Consider the following 20,971-nt stretch of genomic DNA (forward strand, 5'->3'; position numbering starts at 1 on the left):
TTGTACAATACTTGGCTGTGCCTTTAATTAATAAGGGATTTTTGGTACAATAAGACTTTTTGGGATGAGTGTGTCATGCTAAGCATTTATCTGTTAATCCCTTTGAGCCTGATGCTGTTCGTGGTGGCGATTTGGGCGATTTATTATGCGGTGAAATCCAACCAATTTGAAGATTTGGACAATGCCCCTGAGCAGATCATCCTTGACGATCGCCAAGCGCGCCGCAAGATCAATGCCACCAATGACAGCCGAGAGAAGTGATGAGTATTGTACTGGTTTTTGCAGCCCTGAGCATGGGCTTGCTTGGCTCGCCGCACTGTCTTGGGATGTGTGGCGGTATCGTCGCGGCGTTTAGCTTATCGATGCAGAGCCAATCCCCTGCCAAAAAAGCCCTACTGATGGCAGGCTATCATCTGGGACGCTTGGGCAGCTATCTGATTTTAGGCGTTATCGCATCACTACTGGGGCAAGAAATCCTATCGCCACTGATGGCAAATGGCAACTTCCCTAAATACCTGCTCGGTGGCGCGCTTGTTTTTGCTGCACTACTCATGCTTGGCGTGCCAGTGCTTAATCGCTTAGAAAAAGCAGGCTTGGGGCTGTGGAATGCCCTAGCACCCATCCGCACCAAAGTGCTGCCAATGGATAATCTACCTAAGGCGGTAGCGGCAGGTTTATTATGGGGCTTTTTGCCTTGTGGCTTGGTCTATGGTGCGCTTGGTGTGGCATTGAGCCTGTCTGCCGATCAGCAGATTGGGCTTAGCGCGGCAGGTTTTATGGTGTTTTTTTGGCTAGGGACTTTGCCAATGCTGCTTGCTACAGGCTCGCTAATCCATTGGTTGCGCTCAAAGATTGCCAATTTTCATCTACGCAAATTCAGCGGCGCAATTCTGCTGATCTCAGGGCTTGCGATTGCCTTTAGCTCGCCGATCATGCAAGCGATGCACGGCGGTCATGGCGGTCATAGCGATCATGGCACACACAGCACAACACATGCCAACCACGATACAATGGACCATAATTCGCACAGCGATCATAGTAATCATAGCGAACATAGCCATCATTAATTGGTAAATGATTTTAAAATAATACACCCCAAATCTGTATGGATCTGGGGTGTAATTTTAGGTCATTATGATGGTAAATTTAGTATTTTCATATTATCGTTTATCCGACATATCATATTTTTCGATACTGATTGTGCCAAGATCTGCTATGCCAACTGCCGATGCAAGACATTTAATATCTTCAGGGCTTTTATCTTCCATAAATCGATCAACAAGAAAATCTTCATAACGAGAGCTTTTCCCATTTGTATAGATAACGTCACCCATCTTAAAAGTAAACTGTTTTGGCGGTCTATCTTTATTGGCTATGGTTAGGGTTTTATCCCGTTCATTCCATTGGATGTCATCTTTTGGAAATTCAGGAAATCTAACAGCAAGCTTTCCATACTGATTTAATAGATACAGACAACCATCTTGCCAATAAAATTCCCCTGATGTCGTAGGGATATATTACCCCTGCGTGATTGGATCCACCCAGTAATACATGATGTGTGTTTTAATGGGTTCTACTGCAGGCTGCTCTACCGTAGGCTGTTTTACTGGCTGTGCAGTTGAAACACAGCCAGTGATGGCTAGAGCTAGGATGGGTGGGATAAGTTTTTTCATATCAATCCTTGATGATAACTTATTAATATTTATCTATGCTAAAAGTACCAACAAAAGCAATACCATCTTTTGACAAGCACTTTCTATCAGTCTCATTGAAAGAATTTGCCAAAGCGGTGCTGTAGGCAATTCTGTGTCCATTGGTATTGATGCCATCACCCATCTTAAATTCAAACTCTTTGGTTAAATCATCAGCATTTCTCAATACCAAAACCTTCTCGGTTTCGTTCCATGAAACGCTATTTTCAGGTAATTTTGGAAACATGGCTGTTCTTTTATAATCATCAGTTACCAAATAAATACACCCATCTTCCCATGCAAATCTACCAACAACTACCGCCGTAGCCTGCCCCATATGCACAGGATCAACATCATAATATAGGATGTTGGTTATGGCAGGTGCTTGTGTAATGGTTGGGATAGTTGGTTGTTTTGTTGTTGTACAGCCAACCATTGATAAAGTTAGCGCAAATAGCAATGATTTTTTCATATCACTGTTTATCCGACATATCATATTTTTCAATATCAATTGTGCCAATATGCACGACACCATCTTGATGAAGGATGCATTTGATATCATCAGCTGTTTTGGTATGCCATGAGATATTTTTATAAGCATAATATTGACCGTTGGATACAATACCATCGCCCATTTTAAAGACAAATTGCTTAGGTTCTTTGTCTTTATTGGTTAATATCAATATTTTATTAACTTCATCCCATTGAACAGCTTCTTTAGGATACTCTGGAAACATTGCTGCATATTTACCGTATTGATTGACCAAATACAAACAACCTTTTTGCCAATAAAATTGACCACGAATATCCATCAAATCCTGAGCTTGAGACTTAGGATCCACCCAATAATACATGATATGTGTTTTGACTGGTTTGGCTGTCGGTGCGACAGGCTGACTGGTTTGTTGCGATACTTGAGTGATCGGCTGCGTGGTTGCACAGCCAATGGTAAATAGTGCTAGAGTGAGTGTTAGGAGTTTTTTCATAATCATCCTTGATAAGCTTAGATTTTAAAGTTTTTCAATACTAAGTGTGCCGATGTTTGCCATACCATCTGGTGATAAGCACTTTCTATCCCGCTCATCCGTATTGGCAATTTTTTCTGCCGTATAAGCAGAATAATAACCATTGGTATAAATAACATCACCCATCTGAAATTCCACACTTTCAGATAAATTATTGGCGTTTTTTAGTGTCAAAGTGCGGCGCTGCTCATTCCACACAACGCTATCTTTGGGCAGTTCTGGAAATTGGGCAGTGAATTTCTTGCCATCTTGCAATAAGTAAATACAGCCGTTTTCCCAATAAAACTTACCTGCCACCACTCTGAGCATTTGCACAGGATTTTGTGGGTGCACCCAATAATATAAGAGCTGTGTTTTAATAGGTTCTGCTGTTAATTTCATCATTTCAGTTGATTGACTTACTTGAGCAATCTGCTGTGTGGACGCACAACCGATGGTAAATAGTATTAATATGAGAGGTAAAAATTTTTTCATAACTTAGCTCCCTAGCTTAAGCTGAAAACCTGCTTGAGCAATATAACGAATCGGCGTGACAGTTGTTGAATTACCAACGCCAGCACTAGCTAAACCATAAGCTTTACCACTAGCATCAAAGAAAGGTCCGCCACTATCTCCTTTTTGAACCTGCAGTGAAGAACCTGCCACATTTATGAATGTTGATGCACAAGCTCTATGATCGTTTCCTGATATGGTCGCATTGCAACCCCCACCACCAACATTAACAGCTGCCACCGTACCACAGCTAAACCCAGTTGTTTGACCGATATGGCACAACTGCAATCTCCCAACATCACCGGCGGTATAGGCATTGCCTGTATTTACTACCCCTAAGCCTGTGATTTTCATATTGTCGCGATAAGTTTGATTAACACCCCGAGCTGATAAATATTGATATACTTCGCCCAACATTTTTCCATTATTTACAGGAACAAAAGACACTTCATGATAGATGGACTTATCAGTGATCGGCGTACCTAGTGCGTATTTGGTGCCAAAGCGATTGACATAATGCGTAGGCGGTGGACTTGTGATACAATGCGTCGCAGTAATAAAGCCATTACGCCCATTCATCGTGCCAATAAAGCCTGCCGTACAGCCTGATGTATTGGTAGCTGAATAAGCCAATGCACCACCGCCAACCACTTCATCGGTTAATGAAGTCTGTGTCATTGGCTGATCCAAAAATTCAATAATGGTATCCATACCTGATAGCTTGGCAAATTGCGTGCTGATATTTTGTCTTTGGGTTGCATCAGGTTCATAAAACGCCAATGAAATGGCATCATGCTCAGGATTATAACCAATCATCTGTAAACTTGGATATTGGCGAGAGATTCTACTGTATTGGTTGGTAATAATATTCTGAACAGATTTAAAGTTTCTTGGGTGATTGGCGATTACTTCGATCGGCAATCCATACTCTTTTGAAATTTCTGCTGCTAATTTGGTAATTTGATTTTGTGTATTACCTTTTTTACTGGTTCTAATCACCTACTGGTTCTAATCACCATTTTAAAATCTTGTTCGTTTTTATAAAAAATACTGGCGATACTATCGCCAAATTCACGATTGATTTTGGTAACAATTTCGTCAGTCTGCGACATGATACGCAGGCGTTTTTGTGCTTCTTCGGTTGAAACATTGAACTCTTTGACATAACTTTCAACCGCAAGCGGATGAAGTTCAATATTTGAATTAGCAAATGCCGAACCACACAGCAAAGCAGATATCATAGAAAAGATGATGCGTTTTTTCATAACTACTCCTTGTTTAGGTTTAGGCAATGTTCCAGTTGATATTTTTAGCTTATAACATATCTATGTATACTTCAAGTAATCATTATTAAATCTTTTGTTAATTATTATTGCTGCTTACTTTAATTTCTAGTTATGAAAACACCCCAACCGCTACTTTATTAAGTATCGCATTGGGGTATTTGGGATTTGGTGAATGTGATTAAGAATCACGCATCCAACAACTTCTGTGCCACCGCCAAATCCAGCGTCCCTTCATAAATCGCACGCCCTGTGATGGCACCGAGTAGATGCTCACTGTATGGCTTGAGTGCTTGGATGTCATCAAGATTGGTCACGCCACCTGATGCAATCACTGGCAGACCGCTATAGCGAGCCAGCTCCACCGTCTGCTCGATATTCACGCCCTGCATCATGCCATCTTTGGCGATGTCGGTATAGACGATGCTTGACACACCAGCATCAGCGAAGCGTTTGGCAAGCTCGGTCGCTTTGACATCAGTGACATTCGCCCAGCCATGTGTCGCCACCATACCATCTTTGGCATCGATACCGACGATGATATGCCCTGCAAACTCACGGCACGCTTCTTCGACAAACTCAGGCGCTTCGACCGCCTTAGTGCCGATGATGATATAGGTCAGCCCTGCGTCTAGATAATGCTCAATCGTACTAAGACTACGCACACCGCCGCCCAGCTGAATCGGCAGCGTCGGATGCGCTTTGGCGATCTGAGTGACCACATCTTTATGCACAGGCACGCCATCAAACGCACCGTTCAAATCAACCAAATGCAGACGGCGCGCACCTTGTGCTACCCATTGACTCGCCATCGCGACAGGGTCATCGCTAAATACGGTATCATCTTCCATACGGCCTTGCTTAAGTCGCACACATTTTCCATCTTTTAGATCGATGGCAGGAATAATCAGCATAGACATGGTCAATCCTTAAATTTGACAACAAAACCTTGGCATTGTAACCAATCTTGTAGCCAAATTCAACCAAGTATCAAGCATCTGGATGGGCTTTGTCGCCTTACTAGCCATCATCAAGCTTATCAAAGGGGTAAATTAATCATTCAAACTTGGGTAAATCGCTGTGATTTGGTGATAAATTTTGGAGATTTTGGCAAAAATTCGGGGAAGAATTTCGCAAAATTTTGCAACTTATTATCAGATAACCCTATAATTTTTCACCATTTTAGCGTATAATTGGTAGGTTAAGCGTGTGAATTGTCATTTTGTAGCAACCATTGCGCAACATTTTTTACGCAATGGTTTTCATGTGATACATGACAAATTGCCGAAGAAATGGCGCACAAATTCACACTTTTGCTTTTTCCCTTAGACAAAATCAGCGATTGCCATCATTGGCATGGCTTTGGATGTTTTTGGGAAATTTTTTGGTAGCCAGCCATTTTTGCGACGCCCTTTGTTGGTGTTGCCGTGCTGGTGTGTTTTGGTCTTAATTTAAGTATCCGCTTATGATTACCATCAAAAAAGGCTTGGATTTGCCGATTACTGGCGAGCCATCCAAGCAAATTAGCGAACACACGCCATCAAAGGTTGCACTTGTCGGCTACGATTATGTCGGTATGCGCCCAACCATGCAGGTGAAAGAAGGCGATGTCGTTGTCAAAGGTCAGGTGCTGTTCGAAGACAAAAAGCGCGCAGGCGTAAAATATACCGCGCCTGTCAGTGGTACTGTCGTCGCCATCAATCGTGGCGAACGCCGTGTCTTTGAAAGTCTTGTCATCGCGTGTGATACTCACACCACCGACGAAATCACCTTTAACGGCTATCGCCCTGAAGATTTGAGCTCATTGGATCGCGCAACTGTGGTTGAGCAGCTGGTGGCTTCTGGTGAATGGACTGCATTTCGCACGCGCCCATTTAGCCGCACCCCAGAGATCGACAGTGTGCCAGATGCCATCTTTGTCACTGCCACTGATACCAACCCATTGGCGGTCGATCCTGCACTGGTCTTGTTCGAAGAGATCGCCGCGTTCAATGACGGCTTGGCAGTGCTATCGACTTTGAGCCCGAAGACTTTCGTCTGCCACGGTGATGTCGCTCCAGAAAAAGTGAGCAAAACCGCAGAAGGCAACGAAACCATCTATCAAGGCTTCACTGGTGTGCATCCAGCAGGGAATGCAGGCACGCACATTCATTTCTTGCGCCCAATCGGCCGCGGCACGACAGTTTGGACGATCAATTATCAAGATGTGATCGCCATCGGTAAACTATTTACCACAGGTCGCATCCACACCGAACGCCTGATCAGCTTGGCAGGCCCTGTGGTTGCCAATCCACGCCTAGTGCGTACTACGCGCGGTGCGGATTTGACTGAACTGACCGCAGGTGAGCTTAACCATGAAGACAGCCGTGTGATCTCAGGCTCGGTGCTGTCAGGTCGTAAGGCAGTTGGTGCGTTGGTATTCCTTGGTCGTTTCCACAACCAAGTCTCAGCCCTAGCTGAAGGTCGCGAACGCCCAACCATGCACTTTTTTACACTGGGTGCGAATCGCTTTTCAAAATTGCCAATCTATATCTCGCAATTTTTCAAAGGCAAAAAATACGCTTTTACCACCAGCACCAACGGCTCACCGCGTGCGATGGTACCAGTCGGCTTGTACGAAACTGTCATGCCACAAGACTACCTACCAACTCAGCTACTGCGCGCGCTGATTGTCGAAGACATCATCAGTGCAGTGGATTTGGGTGCTTTGGAGCTTGATGAAGAAGATTTGGCATTGTGCACCTTTGTATCACCAGGTAAATATGAATTTGGTGATATTTTGCGTGATAACTTGACCCGTATTGAGCAGGAAGGCTAACCATGAAGTTCATTCACAATATCTTTGACCGTATGGAGCCATCTTTTGCAAAAGGCGGCAAGTACGAGAAATATTATGCTGTGTTTGAGATGTTTGACACCTTTTTCCGTCAGCCATCGTCTCAGACTTACAGCGCATCTCATGTGCGTGACGGTATTGACCTGAAGCGCATCATGATCACCGTATGGCTATGTACTTTCCCTGTGATGTTCTGGGGTATGTACAATGTCGGCTTCCAAGCCCTAACCGCCATCCAATCTATGGGCATCACCCCAGAAGGCTGGCGCACCATCATCACCGACATGGCAGGCTATGATCCAAACAGCGTTTGGGCAAGCTTCGTTTATGGCGCGATGCAATTTTTGCCAATCTATGCCGTGACTTTCGTCGTTGGTATTATTTGGGAAATCATCTTCGCTGTGGTGCGCGGCCATGAAGTCAATGAAGGCTTCTTCGTCACTTCTGTGCTATTTGCCCTATCACTACCACCTGATATCCCACTATGGCAAGTTGCCATCGGTATCACCTTTGGTGTGGTCGTTGCCAAAGAAGTGTTTGGCGGTACAGGCAAAAACTTCCTAAACCCTGCCCTAGCTGGCCGTGCTTTCTTGTACTTTGCTTATCCTGCTTATATGTCAGGTGATGCGATTTGGACTGCGGTCGATGGCTTTAGTGGCGCAACCCCACTTGGTCTTGCGGCAATGGGCGTTACCCCTGAGCAGTTTGTCGATGCCTATGGCAACACCATCACTTGGATGGATGCATTCCTTGGTAATATGCAAGGCTCAATCGGTGAAGTTTCTACTCTTGCTATCTTGATCGGTATGATCGGTCTATTGTGGACGCGTATTGCATCATGGCGTGTGATTGCAGGTTCGGTTGTCGGTTTGGTGGTGACTGCATTCATCTTCAACCTAATCGGCGGCGAAAACCCAATGATGAGCCTACCTGCTCATTGGCATTTGGTCATCGGTGGCTTTATGTTTGGTGCGGTATTCATGGCAACTGACCCTGTGTCAGCGGCACACACCAACACAGGTCGCTGGTGCTATGGTCTATTAATCGGCTTTATGACGGTCGTCATCCGCGTGGTGAACCCAGCATTCCCAGAAGGCATCATGCTTGCCATTTTGTTTGCCAACTTGTTCGCCCCACTGTTTGACTACTTCGTCACTCAAGCCAACATCAAACGCCAAACTGCACGGAGAGTAAGCCATGTCAGCCAAAAATAGTAATGCAAGCACCATTGTCACAGCATTGGTACTGTGCTTGGTGTGCTCGGTGCTCGTGTCTGCGGTTGCTGTTGGTCTAAAATCAAAGCAACAAGACAATGCGCGCCTTGATTTGAACAAAAACATCCTGATCGCTGCAGGTAAATTTGATCCAAATACCGACAAATCTGATGTCATCGCCGAACGATTTGCAAGCTTCGATGTGCGCTATGTCAATCTTGAAACAGGTGATTTTGCTACCGATGAAGAGATTGCCGCTGCTGGTCTGGGTGATGTCAATAGCTATGACATCGCAAAAGCAGCGCGCACCCCTGAGCTATCTACCGCACTAGAAGTAGATACAGCAGGTATCGGCGGCAAGCCAAAATTTGGTAAAGTCTATCTATCAAAAGATGGCGCAGGTAATATCGAAGAGATCGTACTGCCAATTCACGGTGCAGGTCTGTGGGGTCAAATCTTTGGTCTATTAACCCTAGATAAAGATCTGAACACCATCAAAGGCGTGAACTTCTACCAACACAAAGAAACACCGGGTTTAGGCTCGCGCATCACTGATGAGCCATGGCGCGCCCTATGGGTAGATAAGAAGCTGTACAATGAAGATGGCTCAATGAAAATGGCAGTCACCAAAGCAGGTACAGCCAAAGAAGGTCAAGTGGACGGTATCAGCGGTGCGACTTTGACCATTCGTGGTGTGAATAACTTGCTGCAATTTTGGCTAGGCAATGATGGCTACAAGCCATTTTTGGATAAGCTAAAAGCCAATGCTAGCACGAACCAAGGAGCATAATCATGGCTGATACCAAAAGCATTTTAACGACGCCGATTTTTAACAACAACCCGATCGCACTACAGATCTTGGGTATCTGTTCGGCATTGGCGGTCACCACCAGCGTACCGAACGCCTTGGTAATGTGTATCGCTTTGACCTTGGTTACTGCATTTTCGAGCTTTTTTATCTCGATCATTCGTAACAAAATCCCATCAAGCATCCGTATTATCGTGCAGATGGTCGTCATCGCATCACTGGTCATCGTCGTTGACCAAATCCTACAAGCGTATGCCTATGACATCAGTCGTTCGCTGTCGGTATTCGTTGGTCTGATCATCACCAACTGTATCGTTATGGGTCGCGCTGAAGCGTTCGCGATGAGCAACCCACCAATCCCAAGCTTCCTTGATGGTATTGGTAACGGTCTTGGCTACTCAGCAGTATTGCTGTTCGTTGCCAGTATCCGTGAAATCATCGGTAACGGCAGCTGGTTTGGCATCACTTTACTTGAAAAAGCAACTGATGGCGGCTGGTATGTGCCAAATGGTCTATTGCTATTGCCACCATCATCATTCTTCGTGATTGCCGCTTTTATCGTGATCATCCGCATCTGGAAAAAAGATCAGCAAGAGCCAGCAGAATATGTGATGAAGCCACAATCTAAAGGCATGGGAGGTCACTAATGGGACACTATATTAGCCTATTTATTACATCTGTTTTCATTGAAAACATGGCACTTGCCTTCTTCTTGGGCATGTGTACTTTCATTGCGATTTCTAAGAAAGTCTCTACCGCCATCAGCCTTGGTATTGCGGTGGTTGTGGTTATGGGCATCACCGTACCACTGAACAACCTTCTATACCAATACCTACTAAAAGATGGCGCATTAGCATGGGCAGGTTATCCAAATACCGACCTAAGCTTCCTTGGCTTCCTAAGCTACATCGCACTGATCGCTGCGGTGGTACAGATCATGGAAATGTTCCTTGATAAATATGTACCAAGCCTGTACAACGCACTGGGCGTATTCCTACCACTGATCACCGTAAACTGCGCGATCATGGGTGGCGTACTGTTCATGGTTGAGCGTGATTACAACTTCGGCGAATCAGTCGTGTATGGCATCGGCTCAGGCTTTGGTTGGGCGATGGCGATCGCTTGTTTGGCTGCTATCCGTGATAAGCTGAAATATTCAGATGTCCCAGGCCCACTTCGTGGTCTTGGCATTACTTTTATCACTGTTGGCTTGATGTCGCTTGGCTTTATGTCATTCGGCGGTATGTCACTATAAGCAATTAGGAGAAAAGTATCATGGAATTTGGTACCGCATTTGGCGGCGTTGCCATGTTTACCGTCATCATCATGAGCTTAGTTGCTGTTATTTTGGTGGCACGCTCACGATTGGTAAGCACTGGCAAAGTTACCATTAATATCAATGACAACCCTGACAACAGTGTCACCACCGAAGCTGGTGGCAAACTGCTACAAACCCTAGCAAACGAAGGCATCTTCCTATCGTCTGCTTGCGGTGGCGGTGGTACTTGTGGTCAGTGCCGTTGTAAAGTCGTGGACGGCGGTGGCGACATCCTACCGACCGAAGAAGGTCATTTCACCCAAGGCGAAATCCGTGACGGTATGCGCCTTGCGTGTCAGGTTGCTGTCAAGCAAGACATGAAAATCGAAATCGATCCTGAATTTTTTGATGTCAAAAAATGGGAATGTGAAGTTATTTCTAATGATAATGTCGCAACATTCATTAAAGAGCTTACCCTTAAGATTCCTGAAGGTGAAGTCGTACCATTCCGCGCAGGCGGCTATGTGCAGCTAGAAGCACCACCGCACACCGTGCATTATAAAGACTTCGACATCGCTGAAGAATATCATGAAGATTGGGATAATTTCAATCTATGGCGTTATACTTCTAAGGTGGATGAACCTGTGATTCGCGCCTATTCGATGGCGAACTACCCAGAAGAAAAAGGCATCATCAAGTTCAACATTCGTATCGCAAGTCCACCACCACGCGGCCCTGAAGGTATCCCACCTGGCAAGATGTCATCGTATGTCTTTAGCCTAAAACCAGGTGATAAAATCACCGTTTCAGGCCCTTATGGTGAGTTCTTCGCCAAAGACACCAAAGCCGAGATGGTATTCATCGGTGGTGGTGCAGGCATGGCACCGATGCGTTCACACATCTTTGACCAGTTAAAACGCCTAAAATCAGACCGCAAAATCAGCTTCTGGTATGGTGCGCGTTCTAAGCGTGAAATGTTCTATGTTGAAGATTATGACGGATTGGCAGCTGAATTCGACAACTTCGAATGGCATGTCGCTCTATCTGACCCACAACCAGAAGACAACTGGGAAGGCTACACTGGCTTTATTCACAATGTGCTGTATGAAAACTATCTAAAAGACCATCCAGCACCTGAAGATTGTGAGTTTTATATGTGTGGACCTCCGGTGATGAACGCCGCTGTCATCTCAATGCTCAAATCACTGGGCGTCGAAGATGAAAACATCCTACTGGATGACTTCGGTGGCTAATCACCAAAAAAAACACAAAATCCCTGCCGTTTGGCGGGGATTTTTTATGGATAAAGCTTGGTTTTGATAATCAGCTAAGCCTATTTGCGATTGGGTAAACTTGGTATTTAAAAAATCATCTGCCAAAATAAAACCGCCTTTACGATAAAAGGCGGTTTGTGTGGACTTGATGACAAGCAAATCAGTCAATCGGTGGCGTGTAGTTGCCACTTGCGATGTCATCTTTGATGCGTTCGGCTTCGGCGAGTACTTGAGCAAGCAGTGACTGGACATTCTCTAGTGTCGCAACTGGGCTTAATGTCGTCATCTTGAGCGACTGCACATCTTGGCGTGCATCAATGACACGAGTCACGCCGATATTGGCTTCACCACGAGCAAATAGCTCATCGGCGACATTTTGGTTCAAGCTATCAATAAACTCAGCTGGATAACCTGTAGGCACGACACGGAATAGCACCGATGCAAATTGTGGCTCCACCAACAATTCAAGCCCATCGGTCGCCTTGATATACTCTGCCACTTGGCGAGTCAGCTTCACCCCATGGTCAATCATCGAGCCGTACAACTCTTCGCCCAATGCTTCAATGGTCATCCACAACTTCAATGCATCGAATCGGCGTGTGGTTTGTAATGACTTGGACACAAGGTTTGGTACGCCATGCTCTTCATCATAAGCAGAGTTCAGATATTCTGCTTCATAGTGCATAAAGCGATAATTTTGCTCATCTTTTAGCAGGAACGCACCGCATGAGATGCTTTGGAAAAAGTGCTTATGAAAATCCAGCGTCACCGAATCGGATAACTCAATGCCATCCAGCATATCACGATACTCGTTAGACAACAATAACGCCCCACCCCATGCCGCATCAATATGCATCCACGCGCCGAATTTATCGGTCAATGCACGCACCGCCTTTAGATCATCAATCGCACCAGCATCGGTCGTGCCTGCGGTTGCCACCACACAGGCGACGATTTTGCCATCATCTTGCAGTGCTTGCATGGTTTTTTCAAGCGCTGCGATATCAATTTGGGCATTGTCATTGACTGGTACCGTCACCACTGATTGAAATCCCATGCCCATCATCGCCATGTTTTTTTGGACACTAAAATGGGCATTTTCTGAGCAAATGACTTTCACCTTTTGCATGGCATCGGCAGGGATGCCATCACGCTGTACAGACCATGCTTGTCCGTCGCTATTTTGATAGTTTTTGGCGATGCACCAATCACGAGCCAATAATACGCCCATCAAGTTCGACTGCGTACCACCTGAAGTAAAGACGCCAGCCGTACCGCTACCATAGCCGACTTTTTGGCGTAGCCAGTCAATCAGCTGCACTTCCATCAACGAACCTGCTGGGCTTTGATCCCATGAGTCCATCGATTGGTTGGTGGCATTGATGAGCACTTCAGCGATTTGGCTGGTTACCATCGTTGGGCAATGCAGATGCGCCAATGAATGTGGATGATGTACCTTTAGGCTTTTATTTAAAAACAGCTCAACAAGTCGCTCAAGCGATGCGTGCACGCCCAAACCTTCTTTGGTCGGCTCAAAGGCGATTTCTGAGCGAAGTTGCTTAATGCTGCCACCGGTGTACATTTTTTCATTTTTTAGCCAGTTGGCGACGGCTTGGGTGGCTTGTGCCATCGCGGATTCATAATCGGCGATCGATTGGGCATCGTTGCACAGTAGGGCTTGTTTGTGTTGGTCAAAAGTTGGCATAGGTTAGGTTTTCCTAGTTGGTGAAATGTGGCTATTGTAGCATAATTTTGGTATTACTTAGCCATATCACCGCATCAAAACGACAACAAGACTTCTCGATAATACTCATACTGCTTTTGACGCAATTCAATTTCACGGGGCAAGCCTTCGGTGATGGATTGGGTCAGCGTGTCAAATTTATCCAAAATGGCGACAATTCGGGCTTGTTCAGATAGGGGCGGGATTGGGATTTTCTTATTAGAAAAATTACTAATCCATTGACGCTTATGATCTGTATTATCAAAATTTGGTAAAGTATTAAGCCAATAATAAATGTATTTTAATAAGAATTGATTTTCATCAACCGATGTAATCATTTTCATAGCTGATGATTTGACTTTAAAATCAAAATCCACCCATTTATTTGCTGTTGTAAAATCATCAAAAATAATAACAGGATTTTTTGATGCTTGATAAATACCATCCATTTCATCAGTATAGCCCAATATAAAAGTTTTACCCGCTGTTAAAACTGGTATTTCAAACTCATCGCAATATTCAGTCGATTGAACAATATACTTAGTTGGTTGCTCATATTTCGTAACTTCACCCAAAGTCTTCCACACCACTGCCGTCCGCTGTCGCTCGCTGTCGCCAAGGATTGTACGGCTTCAAAATCGAATGTCAAGAACTTATTGAGATAATATTGATATTGTTTTTGGCGTAAATTTAGTTCATGTTTTAACTCACCAATTAAACCTGCCATCAAATCCAATCTTTGCACAATTTCAGCCTGAACGGATAGCGGTGGGATTGGGATTAAGACTTTTGCCAATTCTTTCATTGGAACACTTTTTACAGTACCTCCTGCCGATTTGCTTAGAAAATCATTTCTGATTTTTTCACTTTCAAACAAATACAATAAAAATTTAGACAAAATTTTGTTTTTCATAGGTTTGATAGCATAAACCCCTTCCTTGATATTCCAATTATTGGGATTTTCATTAACTAAAGCAACGATTCCTATCGTGCCAGTGCCTGAAAACAAAATATCATCCACTTCCAAATTAGAGCGATGATTGCAAAGTCTCAAAGCTTCATCGTTTATTTTGTCTGTTTTATCAGTAAATACAATTTGATGATTTTGTAGCTCTCTGATGGTTACATAATAATTTGTTGCATCATCTGTATTTAACTGGAAAAACTGTCTTGGATTTAACCCTGTTTTAATTGAATGACAAACCTCCCCCAACGGTTTCCATTCCACCGCCTGCCCATTGAGTAAGTTTTGCAAAAATGGATGTTGTGCCATCAGTCATTTTCCTTATTAATTAACCCTGTCAGATTGCCAATGCCTTTAAACTTCTCTACAAACTGGGCGATTTTTTGGAATACGCTTTGTTTTTTGGTGAGATATTGTGGATTGAGCGGACTCATTTTTGGCAAAATATCATTCAGCTCTGTGCCGTTTTCGCTGGCGTATTCACGCTTTAGAGATGTGGCGATATACCGCAAGGCAGCCTCGGTGTTGAGATTTTCATCACTGATCAGCTCATCGGCCTGTTTTTTCTGCTCGGTTTGGGCGTATTGATAAAAAGCCTCGATCACGCCTGCTTTATCGGGGAGATGATCCAGATCGGTTTGGTTGATGAAGTCCACGATCAGGCTTTCTTTGGCACGATGATCAAGGCTTGAGCGAATCAGGCGACGGATCTCATCGATGATGATGGTCTTGTCCTTGGTTTTTTTGTTATGCTCAAAAATCAGCTCTAGGATATAATCCAAATTAATCTCTTGGGATTTTAATAGATCCACCTCAAACACCACATCATCCCAGCTGATGGTGGATTTGGCTTGCTCCTCGCCCTCTCTTTGCTGACGACTCCAATCACGGATATCGTTATAAGTCGAACGATAATCCTGAATCATCCGCTCGCTCGGCATGGGAATGGCTTGTAGCTTATCTAGCGTCTCATCATCGAGCTGATATTTATTTTGGATGTCTTGGATGCTTTGGCTGATCTGTGCTGCTGTCGCCTCATCGGTCGCATCGGTGATCGGTGGTAGGCGTTTTAGCTCTATCATCGCCTGATATTCATCGAAGTTTTGTAGGGCGTTTTCGGTGCGTAGATATTCGCCGAACAGCTTGGCGAAGTCTTTTTTATCCTTTTCGGTGATGATATTATCAGGCTCACCAAAGCGTTCGTTCAGCTCATTGACGATGTCCACAAAGCCACGATGCGCACGCCCTGACAGCACATCGGTATAGCCATCCAGATAGCTGTCCAGTGGCTGCTCTAGCACCACTTGGCGAGTGCTTTTATTGCCAAACAAGGTGATGGCATCGATGGTCGGCTGCTCTAGATTACGGAAAGTGACGATGTTGCCAAAGGTCTTGGTGGCGTTATAGATGCGGTTGGTGCGGCTATAGGCTTGGATGAGTCCATGATAGCGTAAATTTTTGTCCACAAATAGCGTGTTCAATGCTGGTGCGTCAAAACCTGTCAAGAACATACCGACGACGATGAGCAGATCAATCTCTTGGTCTTTGACACGCTTTGCCAGATCTCGGTAGTAGTTCTGAAATTCTTTACTATCCACGCTAAAATTGGTTCTAAACTCGGCATTATAATCATTGATCACCTTTGTCAAGAACTCTTTGGCGGTGGCATTCATCGCCGAGACTTCAAAGCCCTCATCTTCGATCTCACCGATGGCATCCTGCTCTTCGTTGGCAGCGTATGAAAAGATGGTGGCGATTTTTAGGGGTTTGGCATGGTCTTTTTGCAGGTCATAAAGCGTCTCATAGTATAGTTTGGCAGCATCGACGCTACTCACCGCAAACATCGCATTAAAGCCCTTGCCTGTGGCGTTGTTACGGTGAGTTTTCTGATTGAATCTATCCAAGATATAGCTGCTGACTTCACGAATCCGCTCAGGGTGCATGAGTGCCTTGCGGTTCTCGGCAGCGGATAGCTTGGTGAGATCCTGCTCATTTTCATCAGTTTTAAACTTGGGTAGGACATTATGATAATCCACCTTGAACTTTAGCACCTTTTCATCACGAATCGCATCGGTGATGACATACGAATGCAGCTGCTCGCCAAAGACGCTGGCGGTGGTCTCAGCGCCGATGGCATTTTTTGGGAAAATCGGCGTCCCCGTAAAGCCAAACTGACAAAATTTCTTGAATCGTCTTGTTAGGTTCTTTTGGGCTTCGCCAAACTGCGAACGATGACATTCATCAAAAATAAACACCACAGGCTCATCATACACTGCCAAATTTTGTTCAGATTTCATCAGATTATTGAGCTTTTGGATGGTGGTGACGATGATTTTATTGTCGTCTAGTTCGATATTTGCCTTAAGCCCCTTAGTGCTGTCCGAGCCATTGACACTATCAGGACTAAAACGCTGATATTCTTTCATGGTCTGATAGTCCAAATCCTTTCTATCCACCACAAAAAACACTTTTTTGATAAATGGCAATGCAGTCGCTAAGCGTGCCGCCTTAAAGCTCGTCAAGGTCTTGCCCGAGCCTGTCGTATGCCAGATATAGCCGCCACTGGTTGGGTCGTTATAGTTTTTGGTATTGTGCGAGCTGCTGATCTTCCACAAAATCCGCTCCGCCGCTGCGATCTGATAAGGACGCAGAATCAGCAAGGTATTATTACTATCAAAGACGCAGTATTTGATCAAGATATTGATCAAAGTGTTCTTATCAAAAAAGGTCGCCGTAAAATCCTTTAGATCCTTAATCGGAACATTATCCGCCCTTGCCCAGTTCATGGTGAAGTCATAGCTGTTCTTTTCTCGCTTGGTGGTATTGGCAAAATAGCGGGTATGGGTGCCATTACTGATGACAAAGATCTGTAGATATTTGAACAGCGAATTTTCTTTATTAAAGCTTTCTTTAGAATAGCGATGAATTTGGTTAAAGGCTTCACGGATGGCGACGCCGCGTTTTTTGAGCTCGATTTGTACAATCGGCAAGCCATTGACCAAAATAGTCACATCATAGCGGTTCTTACTCGTGCCTGTCTGCTCAAATTGATTGATGACTTGTAGCTTATTATTACCCAGATTGACTTTGTCGAGTAGATGAATATTTTGGATACGCCCATCATCAAACACAAAATCATAAGCACTGTCATCGTGCAGCTTACGCGTTTTTTCGATGATGTTCTCACTGGGCTTATCCAAGAATTCTGCCACAAAGCGATGCCACTCACCATCACTAAACTGCGTATGATTCAGCCGCTCTAGCTGCACACGCACATTGGCAAGCAGTTTATCATGCGTAGTCAGATCGGTGCGGTACTCATAGCCTTGAGCCACAAGGTCTGCGATGAACTCCCTTTCCATCTCGCTTTCGGTCTGATAGCTACTGACTTGCTCGATTTTGTCGTATTTATCCAGTACGATAAAGTGATTGGTTTCGGTGATGGGGGTGGTTTGGGTTGTCATGGTTGTTCCCGCTAAGTTCGTCTAAGTTCGTCTAAGTTCGTCTAAGTTCGTCTAAGTTCGTCTAAGTTCGTCTAAGTTCGTCTAAGTTCGTCAGACAGCTTCCAAATCTTATTAATATTGTAAATTTTACCGCTTCTTTTTAGCGACTGTAACAAATTTTTGACTTTATGGTATTTTTGTCCATCGCTTAGACTATCTGGCAGTTTCGGATACAAAAGCTCTCTAAATTTTTGTACATTTGCCTCTGAAAAGGATTGCAGATATTTCACAATCAGATCCTTATAGTACATATCATCAAAGGCCATGCTATGCACATACGAAACCTGTTCATCGCTTTTTTGTGCAACATAAGCAGAAATACAGTAATTAGGCTTCCTACCCTCAATCAGTCCCATTTTTTTGAGTAATTTTGCCTGATCATCATCAATAAATTGCCCTTTTTGTACTCGGTCAAGCAAGATAATTTCTTGCAGACTAAGATCGGGTGTATCCGCCAAAAGCATGGCGTAATTCATATCCAAAATCCTTCCCTCAATACTCACCTGAACAGCATCTTGGGTTAATTCATAATCAGGCATGGGGAAAAATCTTGCTTTTTGTTGCAAGAACATTTTTTTAATACCACTACCAATGGTATCAATCATTTTTAGATTGACCATAGCATCTGCCAAAAATTGATTGCGATATCTCTCCTCTGGCGCATCATCATTTATAACATTCCAAATACTCCCTGGGATAAATTTTCCTTTATTCTTAAATACAATTTTGCTATTTTCAAATTCAACCACGCTAATCTTACCCGCCAACTGATAATCTTGGTGAGCAATGGCATTATTTAAAGCCTCTCGTATCACAAAAGCATCGTACTGATCCACCTCATCGGGGAATAAAGTACCCTGCTTAATGTAACGATATTTAAGATTTCTGATTTTTGCAGCCAGCTTATCAATATTTAGCAACAAAGGTGTCCCAAAATGCTGATAGTCTCTCTCCACACCATCTCTATCTTTTAGAATCCAAGTCATGGTTGGTGTTGCAGGATTTAATAATACTGCGGACTCAGGCAATCCCAATAGCAAAATAGCAGTTCTTGTAATTCTACCTTTGATGGTTAGTTTAGCTTTATTTAAAAATGTAACCGTATCCCAATGCACCATCTCTTGTTGCAAGTGAGGGTATTTTTCGGAAAATTTTTGACGAGCAAAAGCTATTGCCTCCATAGACAAATCATTAATATCGGCATTCTCAACAATACCTGCACTCCAGTCATACACTTGGTTTTGTAGGCGGATTTGTTCAATTTTATGCAAATCCAAACCCACTAAAGACTCACCCTGTCTGGCATAAAAATGCTCTTTCCAAGCAGTTGGTATACCTTTTAAAGCTGGCGGTATTTCAAACAAAATCACTCGCCTACCCTGATAATCAACTTCATGTATATTTTTGAAACTGATATTGTTATTTGTATGATTAGCAATCATCTTTTTGACAGCTTGTAGGCTTGTCGCTGTATTTTTATATTGGGTTCCAACAACCGTTCTATCATCTTTGACACCAAAAACCAACCACGCCGAGCTTTTTTGATGCAAATTAGCTTCATTACTCAAAGCAGAAAAATACATACCCAAATCATTATCGCCAAACCCATTTTTGGCTTGCTTAAATTCAACCACTTCACTTTCAATTTGGTCTAGCAAATTTAACAATTTATTCTTAATATCCACCAATCTAACTTCCTATTTACTAAAAAATACCTATCTTACGCCATCAAACCCCAACAACATCTCCCGATAATACGCATACTGCTGTTGGCGTAGCTCAATCTCACGCGGTAAGCCATCACTGATGGACTGGGTCAGCGTATCAAATTTATCCAAAATGGCGACAATGCGGGCTTGTTCGGCTAGGGGTGGGATTGGGATTAAAATATTTTCAATAGAATTTCTCCCCAATCGTGGCACACTTGCTTTTCTAACTTGTCCTACAATTTTTTGTTTTTGATTCATTAAAGCATGATAAACAAACCTATCATTTAATTTATCTTTAGGACATTCCAAATAATAACAATCATCAGCCGCCCAAAAATCAGTGTAACTATAACCAATTTCACCTGCAGCACCTGCTGTTATTATAAATGTTGAATTTGATGGGCAATTTGCTTGATGATAATATCCTAAAGGCTGTAAACTATTTTGATAAACAGCGTATTCTCCTGTTTCTTCTAACTCACTACGAACCAATCTTTTGCCACGCTTTAGGTTGATTACTTCACCCAACGACTTCCACTCAAACCCAACTTTTGCCAATTCATTTTCGGACAATAATTTATCTCTATAGTATTGATATTGTTGATTTCTTATGTTAAGCTCAGCGGTGAGCTCAGCGGTGATAGCGGTAAATACGTCCAAAATTTGGGCGATTTTAGTTTGCACGGATAGGGGTGGGATTGGGATTTGTATTTTTTTAAATTTCTCTTTTGAAATATTAAAGCGAGTAACTCCACTTGCAGTTTTTGCAATTTGCATTCTCATAAAATTAGAACGGAAAAGAAATTTAGTAAATTCTGGCTTGATTTCAATATCATCATGGAAACGAACACCAAAAGAAAAACTATTTAAATAAACTTTCTCAGAAAAATGAGTTGTTACCACTGAAGACATACCAGCCTCTTCAGCAATTTCTGATGAACCAGTAAATAAAACATCGCCATATTTTACTTCATACTGTCGTTCGTTATCATGAATTTGAACAGTTTCCAAAATACTTTCTTCAACTTCAATATTTCCAAAAATATTTTTATAAGTTACATACTTAGCATTGCCTGCCTCAAAATCAGCTTTCTTCTTTCCAGTAAGACCGCCATAAACAATAGCAACCTCCCCCAACGGTTTCCACTCCACCGCTTGCCCTGCTAACAATTTTTGTAAAAATGGGTGCAT

General features: G+C 43.5%; 20 protein-coding genes and 1 pseudogene. 8 read left to right on the plus strand and 13 right to left on the minus strand.

Annotation, left to right across the window (positions count from 1 at the left end; translation table 11 throughout):
• The first annotated feature begins 75 nt into the window (after positions 1 to 75).
• Together ccoS and NGM44_RS02380 are read left to right on the plus strand one after the other, a co-directional pair.
• Positions 76 to 261, plus strand: coding sequence for a cbb3-type cytochrome oxidase assembly protein CcoS (ccoS, locus tag NGM44_RS02375; RefSeq protein ID WP_253224079.1), 186 nt, complete (start codon positions 76 to 78; stop codon positions 259 to 261).
• Positions 261 to 1,067 carry a sulfite exporter TauE/SafE family protein gene (locus tag NGM44_RS02380; protein ID WP_253224080.1) on the plus strand — a complete coding sequence of 269 codons (807 nt, stop codon included), beginning with the start codon at positions 261 to 263 and terminating at the stop codon, positions 1,065 to 1,067. The genes ccoS and NGM44_RS02380 overlap by 1 nt, the downstream gene beginning before the upstream one ends.
• A gap of 93 nt (positions 1,068 to 1,160) precedes the next feature.
• Here NGM44_RS02380 and NGM44_RS02385 read toward each other — a convergent pair whose 3' ends face one another.
• The 8 genes from NGM44_RS02385 to hisA all read right to left on the minus strand — a co-directional run bounded on the left by NGM44_RS02385 (position 1,161) and on the right by hisA (position 5,405).
• Positions 1,161 to 1,334, minus strand: coding sequence for a hypothetical protein (locus NGM44_RS02385; RefSeq protein ID WP_253224081.1), 174 nt, complete (start codon positions 1,332 to 1,334; stop codon positions 1,161 to 1,163).
• 183 nt (positions 1,335 to 1,517) lie between these two features.
• Positions 1,518 to 1,673 (minus strand): hypothetical protein, encoded by a 156-nt coding sequence (locus tag NGM44_RS02390; protein ID WP_253224082.1) that lies wholly within the window; start codon positions 1,671 to 1,673, stop codon positions 1,518 to 1,520.
• A 22-nt stretch (positions 1,674 to 1,695) separates the two neighbouring features.
• Positions 1,696 to 2,163 (minus strand): hypothetical protein, encoded by a 468-nt coding sequence (locus tag NGM44_RS02395; protein WP_253224083.1) that lies wholly within the window; start codon positions 2,161 to 2,163, stop codon positions 1,696 to 1,698.
• Position 2,164: 1 nt separating this feature from the next.
• Positions 2,165 to 2,677 carry a hypothetical protein gene (locus NGM44_RS02400; protein ID WP_253224084.1) on the minus strand — a complete coding sequence of 171 codons (513 nt, stop codon included), beginning with the start codon at positions 2,675 to 2,677 and terminating at the stop codon, positions 2,165 to 2,167.
• Positions 2,678 to 2,701: 24 nt separating this feature from the next.
• The gene (locus NGM44_RS02405) at positions 2,702 to 3,190 is read right to left on the minus strand and encodes a hypothetical protein (RefSeq protein ID WP_253224085.1); all 489 of its coding nucleotides are present in this window, start codon (positions 3,188 to 3,190) and stop codon (positions 2,702 to 2,704) included.
• 3 nt (positions 3,191 to 3,193) lie between these two features.
• Positions 3,194 to 4,207 carry a S1 family peptidase gene (locus NGM44_RS02410; RefSeq protein ID WP_253224086.1) on the minus strand — a complete coding sequence of 338 codons (1,014 nt, stop codon included), beginning with the start codon at positions 4,205 to 4,207 and terminating at the stop codon, positions 3,194 to 3,196.
• Complete coding sequence (locus NGM44_RS02415) at positions 4,204 to 4,473, minus strand: hypothetical protein (protein ID WP_253224087.1); 270 nt, start codon at positions 4,471 to 4,473, stop codon at positions 4,204 to 4,206. The genes NGM44_RS02410 and NGM44_RS02415 overlap by 4 nt, the downstream gene beginning before the upstream one ends.
• A gap of 206 nt (positions 4,474 to 4,679) precedes the next feature.
• Positions 4,680 to 5,405 carry a 1-(5-phosphoribosyl)-5-[(5-phosphoribosylamino)methylideneamino]imidazole-4-carboxamide isomerase gene (gene hisA, locus NGM44_RS02420; protein ID WP_253224603.1) on the minus strand — a complete coding sequence of 242 codons (726 nt, stop codon included), beginning with the start codon at positions 5,403 to 5,405 and terminating at the stop codon, positions 4,680 to 4,682.
• A gap of 551 nt (positions 5,406 to 5,956) precedes the next feature.
• Between hisA and NGM44_RS02425 the strand changes: the two genes are divergently transcribed.
• From NGM44_RS02425 to nqrF, 6 genes are read left to right on the plus strand one after another with little or no spacing between them, the layout of a single operon-like run.
• Positions 5,957 to 7,309 carry a Na(+)-translocating NADH-quinone reductase subunit A gene (locus tag NGM44_RS02425; protein WP_253224088.1) on the plus strand — a complete coding sequence of 451 codons (1,353 nt, stop codon included), beginning with the start codon at positions 5,957 to 5,959 and terminating at the stop codon, positions 7,307 to 7,309.
• 2 nt (positions 7,310 to 7,311) lie between these two features.
• A complete protein-coding gene (locus NGM44_RS02430; RefSeq protein WP_253224089.1) occupies positions 7,312 to 8,541 on the plus strand; it encodes an NADH:ubiquinone reductase (Na(+)-transporting) subunit B in 1,230 nt (409 codons plus the stop codon).
• The gene (locus NGM44_RS02435) at positions 8,525 to 9,331 is read left to right on the plus strand and encodes a Na(+)-translocating NADH-quinone reductase subunit C (protein WP_253224090.1); all 807 of its coding nucleotides are present in this window, start codon (positions 8,525 to 8,527) and stop codon (positions 9,329 to 9,331) included. The genes NGM44_RS02430 and NGM44_RS02435 overlap by 17 nt, the downstream gene beginning before the upstream one ends.
• Positions 9,332 to 9,333: 2 nt before the next feature.
• Positions 9,334 to 9,996: an NADH:ubiquinone reductase (Na(+)-transporting) subunit D gene (locus NGM44_RS02440; RefSeq protein WP_253224091.1), complete on the plus strand. Its 663-nt coding sequence runs from the start codon at positions 9,334 to 9,336 to the stop codon at positions 9,994 to 9,996.
• Positions 9,996 to 10,604, plus strand: coding sequence for an NADH:ubiquinone reductase (Na(+)-transporting) subunit E (gene nqrE, locus NGM44_RS02445; protein WP_253224092.1), 609 nt, complete (start codon positions 9,996 to 9,998; stop codon positions 10,602 to 10,604). Before NGM44_RS02440 ends, nqrE begins: the two co-directional genes overlap by 1 nt.
• A gap of 20 nt (positions 10,605 to 10,624) precedes the next feature.
• Complete coding sequence (gene nqrF / locus NGM44_RS02450) at positions 10,625 to 11,860, plus strand: NADH:ubiquinone reductase (Na(+)-transporting) subunit F (protein ID WP_253224093.1); 1,236 nt, start codon at positions 10,625 to 10,627, stop codon at positions 11,858 to 11,860.
• A gap of 181 nt (positions 11,861 to 12,041) precedes the next feature.
• On the opposite strand, the gene NGM44_RS02455 is transcribed toward nqrF, so the two are convergent.
• The 5 genes and pseudogenes from NGM44_RS02455 to NGM44_RS02480 all read right to left on the minus strand — a co-directional run bounded on the left by NGM44_RS02455 (position 12,042) and on the right by NGM44_RS02480 (position 20,971).
• Positions 12,042 to 13,586 carry an aspartate aminotransferase family protein gene (locus NGM44_RS02455; RefSeq protein WP_253224094.1) on the minus strand — a complete coding sequence of 515 codons (1,545 nt, stop codon included), beginning with the start codon at positions 13,584 to 13,586 and terminating at the stop codon, positions 12,042 to 12,044.
• Between the two features lie 74 nt (positions 13,587 to 13,660).
• Positions 13,661 to 14,877: pseudogene (locus NGM44_RS10875) on the minus strand (restriction endonuclease subunit S).
• A complete protein-coding gene (locus tag NGM44_RS02470) occupies positions 14,877 to 18,032 on the minus strand; it encodes a type I restriction endonuclease subunit R (RefSeq protein WP_253224097.1) in 3,156 nt (1,051 codons plus the stop codon). The pseudogene NGM44_RS10875 and the gene NGM44_RS02470 overlap by 1 nt, the downstream one beginning before the upstream one ends.
• A 71-nt stretch (positions 18,033 to 18,103) precedes the next feature.
• The gene (locus NGM44_RS02475; RefSeq protein ID WP_253224604.1) at positions 18,104 to 19,756 is read right to left on the minus strand and encodes an RNA-binding domain-containing protein; all 1,653 of its coding nucleotides are present in this window, start codon (positions 19,754 to 19,756) and stop codon (positions 18,104 to 18,106) included.
• 30 nt (positions 19,757 to 19,786) lie between these two features.
• Positions 19,787 to 20,971: a restriction endonuclease subunit S gene (locus NGM44_RS02480; protein ID WP_253224098.1), complete on the minus strand. Its 1,185-nt coding sequence runs from the start codon at positions 20,969 to 20,971 to the stop codon at positions 19,787 to 19,789.

Source organism: Moraxella sp. FZFQ2102 (genome assembly GCF_024137865.1).
Classification (GTDB): domain Bacteria; phylum Pseudomonadota; class Gammaproteobacteria; order Pseudomonadales; family Moraxellaceae; genus Moraxella.

Coding starts and splice junctions, on each gene's coding strand:
- NGM44_RS02430 (WP_253224089.1), top strand. CDS start 7,312: ATGAAGTTCATTCACAATATCTTTGACCGTATGGAGCCATCTTTTGCA.
- nqrF (WP_253224093.1), top strand. CDS start 10,625: ATGGAATTTGGTACCGCATTTGGCGGCGTTGCCATGTTTACCGTCATC.
- NGM44_RS02455 (WP_253224094.1), bottom strand. CDS start 13,586: ATGCCAACTTTTGACCAACACAAACAAGCCCTACTGTGCAACGATGCC.
- ccoS (WP_253224079.1), top strand. CDS start 76: ATGCTAAGCATTTATCTGTTAATCCCTTTGAGCCTGATGCTGTTCGTG.
- NGM44_RS02480 (WP_253224098.1), bottom strand. CDS start 20,971: ATGCACCCATTTTTACAAAAATTGTTAGCAGGGCAAGCGGTGGAGTGG.
- nqrE (WP_253224092.1), top strand. CDS start 9,996: ATGGGACACTATATTAGCCTATTTATTACATCTGTTTTCATTGAAAAC.
- NGM44_RS02415 (WP_253224087.1), bottom strand. CDS start 4,473: ATGAAAAAACGCATCATCTTTTCTATGATATCTGCTTTGCTGTGTGGT.
- NGM44_RS02435 (WP_253224090.1), top strand. CDS start 8,525: ATGTCAGCCAAAAATAGTAATGCAAGCACCATTGTCACAGCATTGGTA.
- NGM44_RS02380 (WP_253224080.1), top strand. CDS start 261: ATGAGTATTGTACTGGTTTTTGCAGCCCTGAGCATGGGCTTGCTTGGC.
- NGM44_RS02400 (WP_253224084.1), bottom strand. CDS start 2,677: ATGAAAAAACTCCTAACACTCACTCTAGCACTATTTACCATTGGCTGT.
- NGM44_RS02395 (WP_253224083.1), bottom strand. CDS start 2,163: ATGAAAAAATCATTGCTATTTGCGCTAACTTTATCAATGGTTGGCTGT.
- NGM44_RS02440 (WP_253224091.1), top strand. CDS start 9,334: ATGGCTGATACCAAAAGCATTTTAACGACGCCGATTTTTAACAACAAC.
- NGM44_RS02405 (WP_253224085.1), bottom strand. CDS start 3,190: ATGAAAAAATTTTTACCTCTCATATTAATACTATTTACCATCGGTTGT.
- NGM44_RS02470 (WP_253224097.1), bottom strand. CDS start 18,032: ATGACAACCCAAACCACCCCCATCACCGAAACCAATCACTTTATCGTA.
- NGM44_RS02425 (WP_253224088.1), top strand. CDS start 5,957: ATGATTACCATCAAAAAAGGCTTGGATTTGCCGATTACTGGCGAGCCA.
- NGM44_RS02385 (WP_253224081.1), bottom strand. CDS start 1,334: ATGGGTGACGTTATCTATACAAATGGGAAAAGCTCTCGTTATGAAGAT.
- NGM44_RS02390 (WP_253224082.1), bottom strand. CDS start 1,673: ATGAAAAAACTTATCCCACCCATCCTAGCTCTAGCCATCACTGGCTGT.
- hisA (WP_253224603.1), bottom strand. CDS start 5,405: ATGCTGATTATTCCTGCCATCGATCTAAAAGATGGAAAATGTGTGCGA.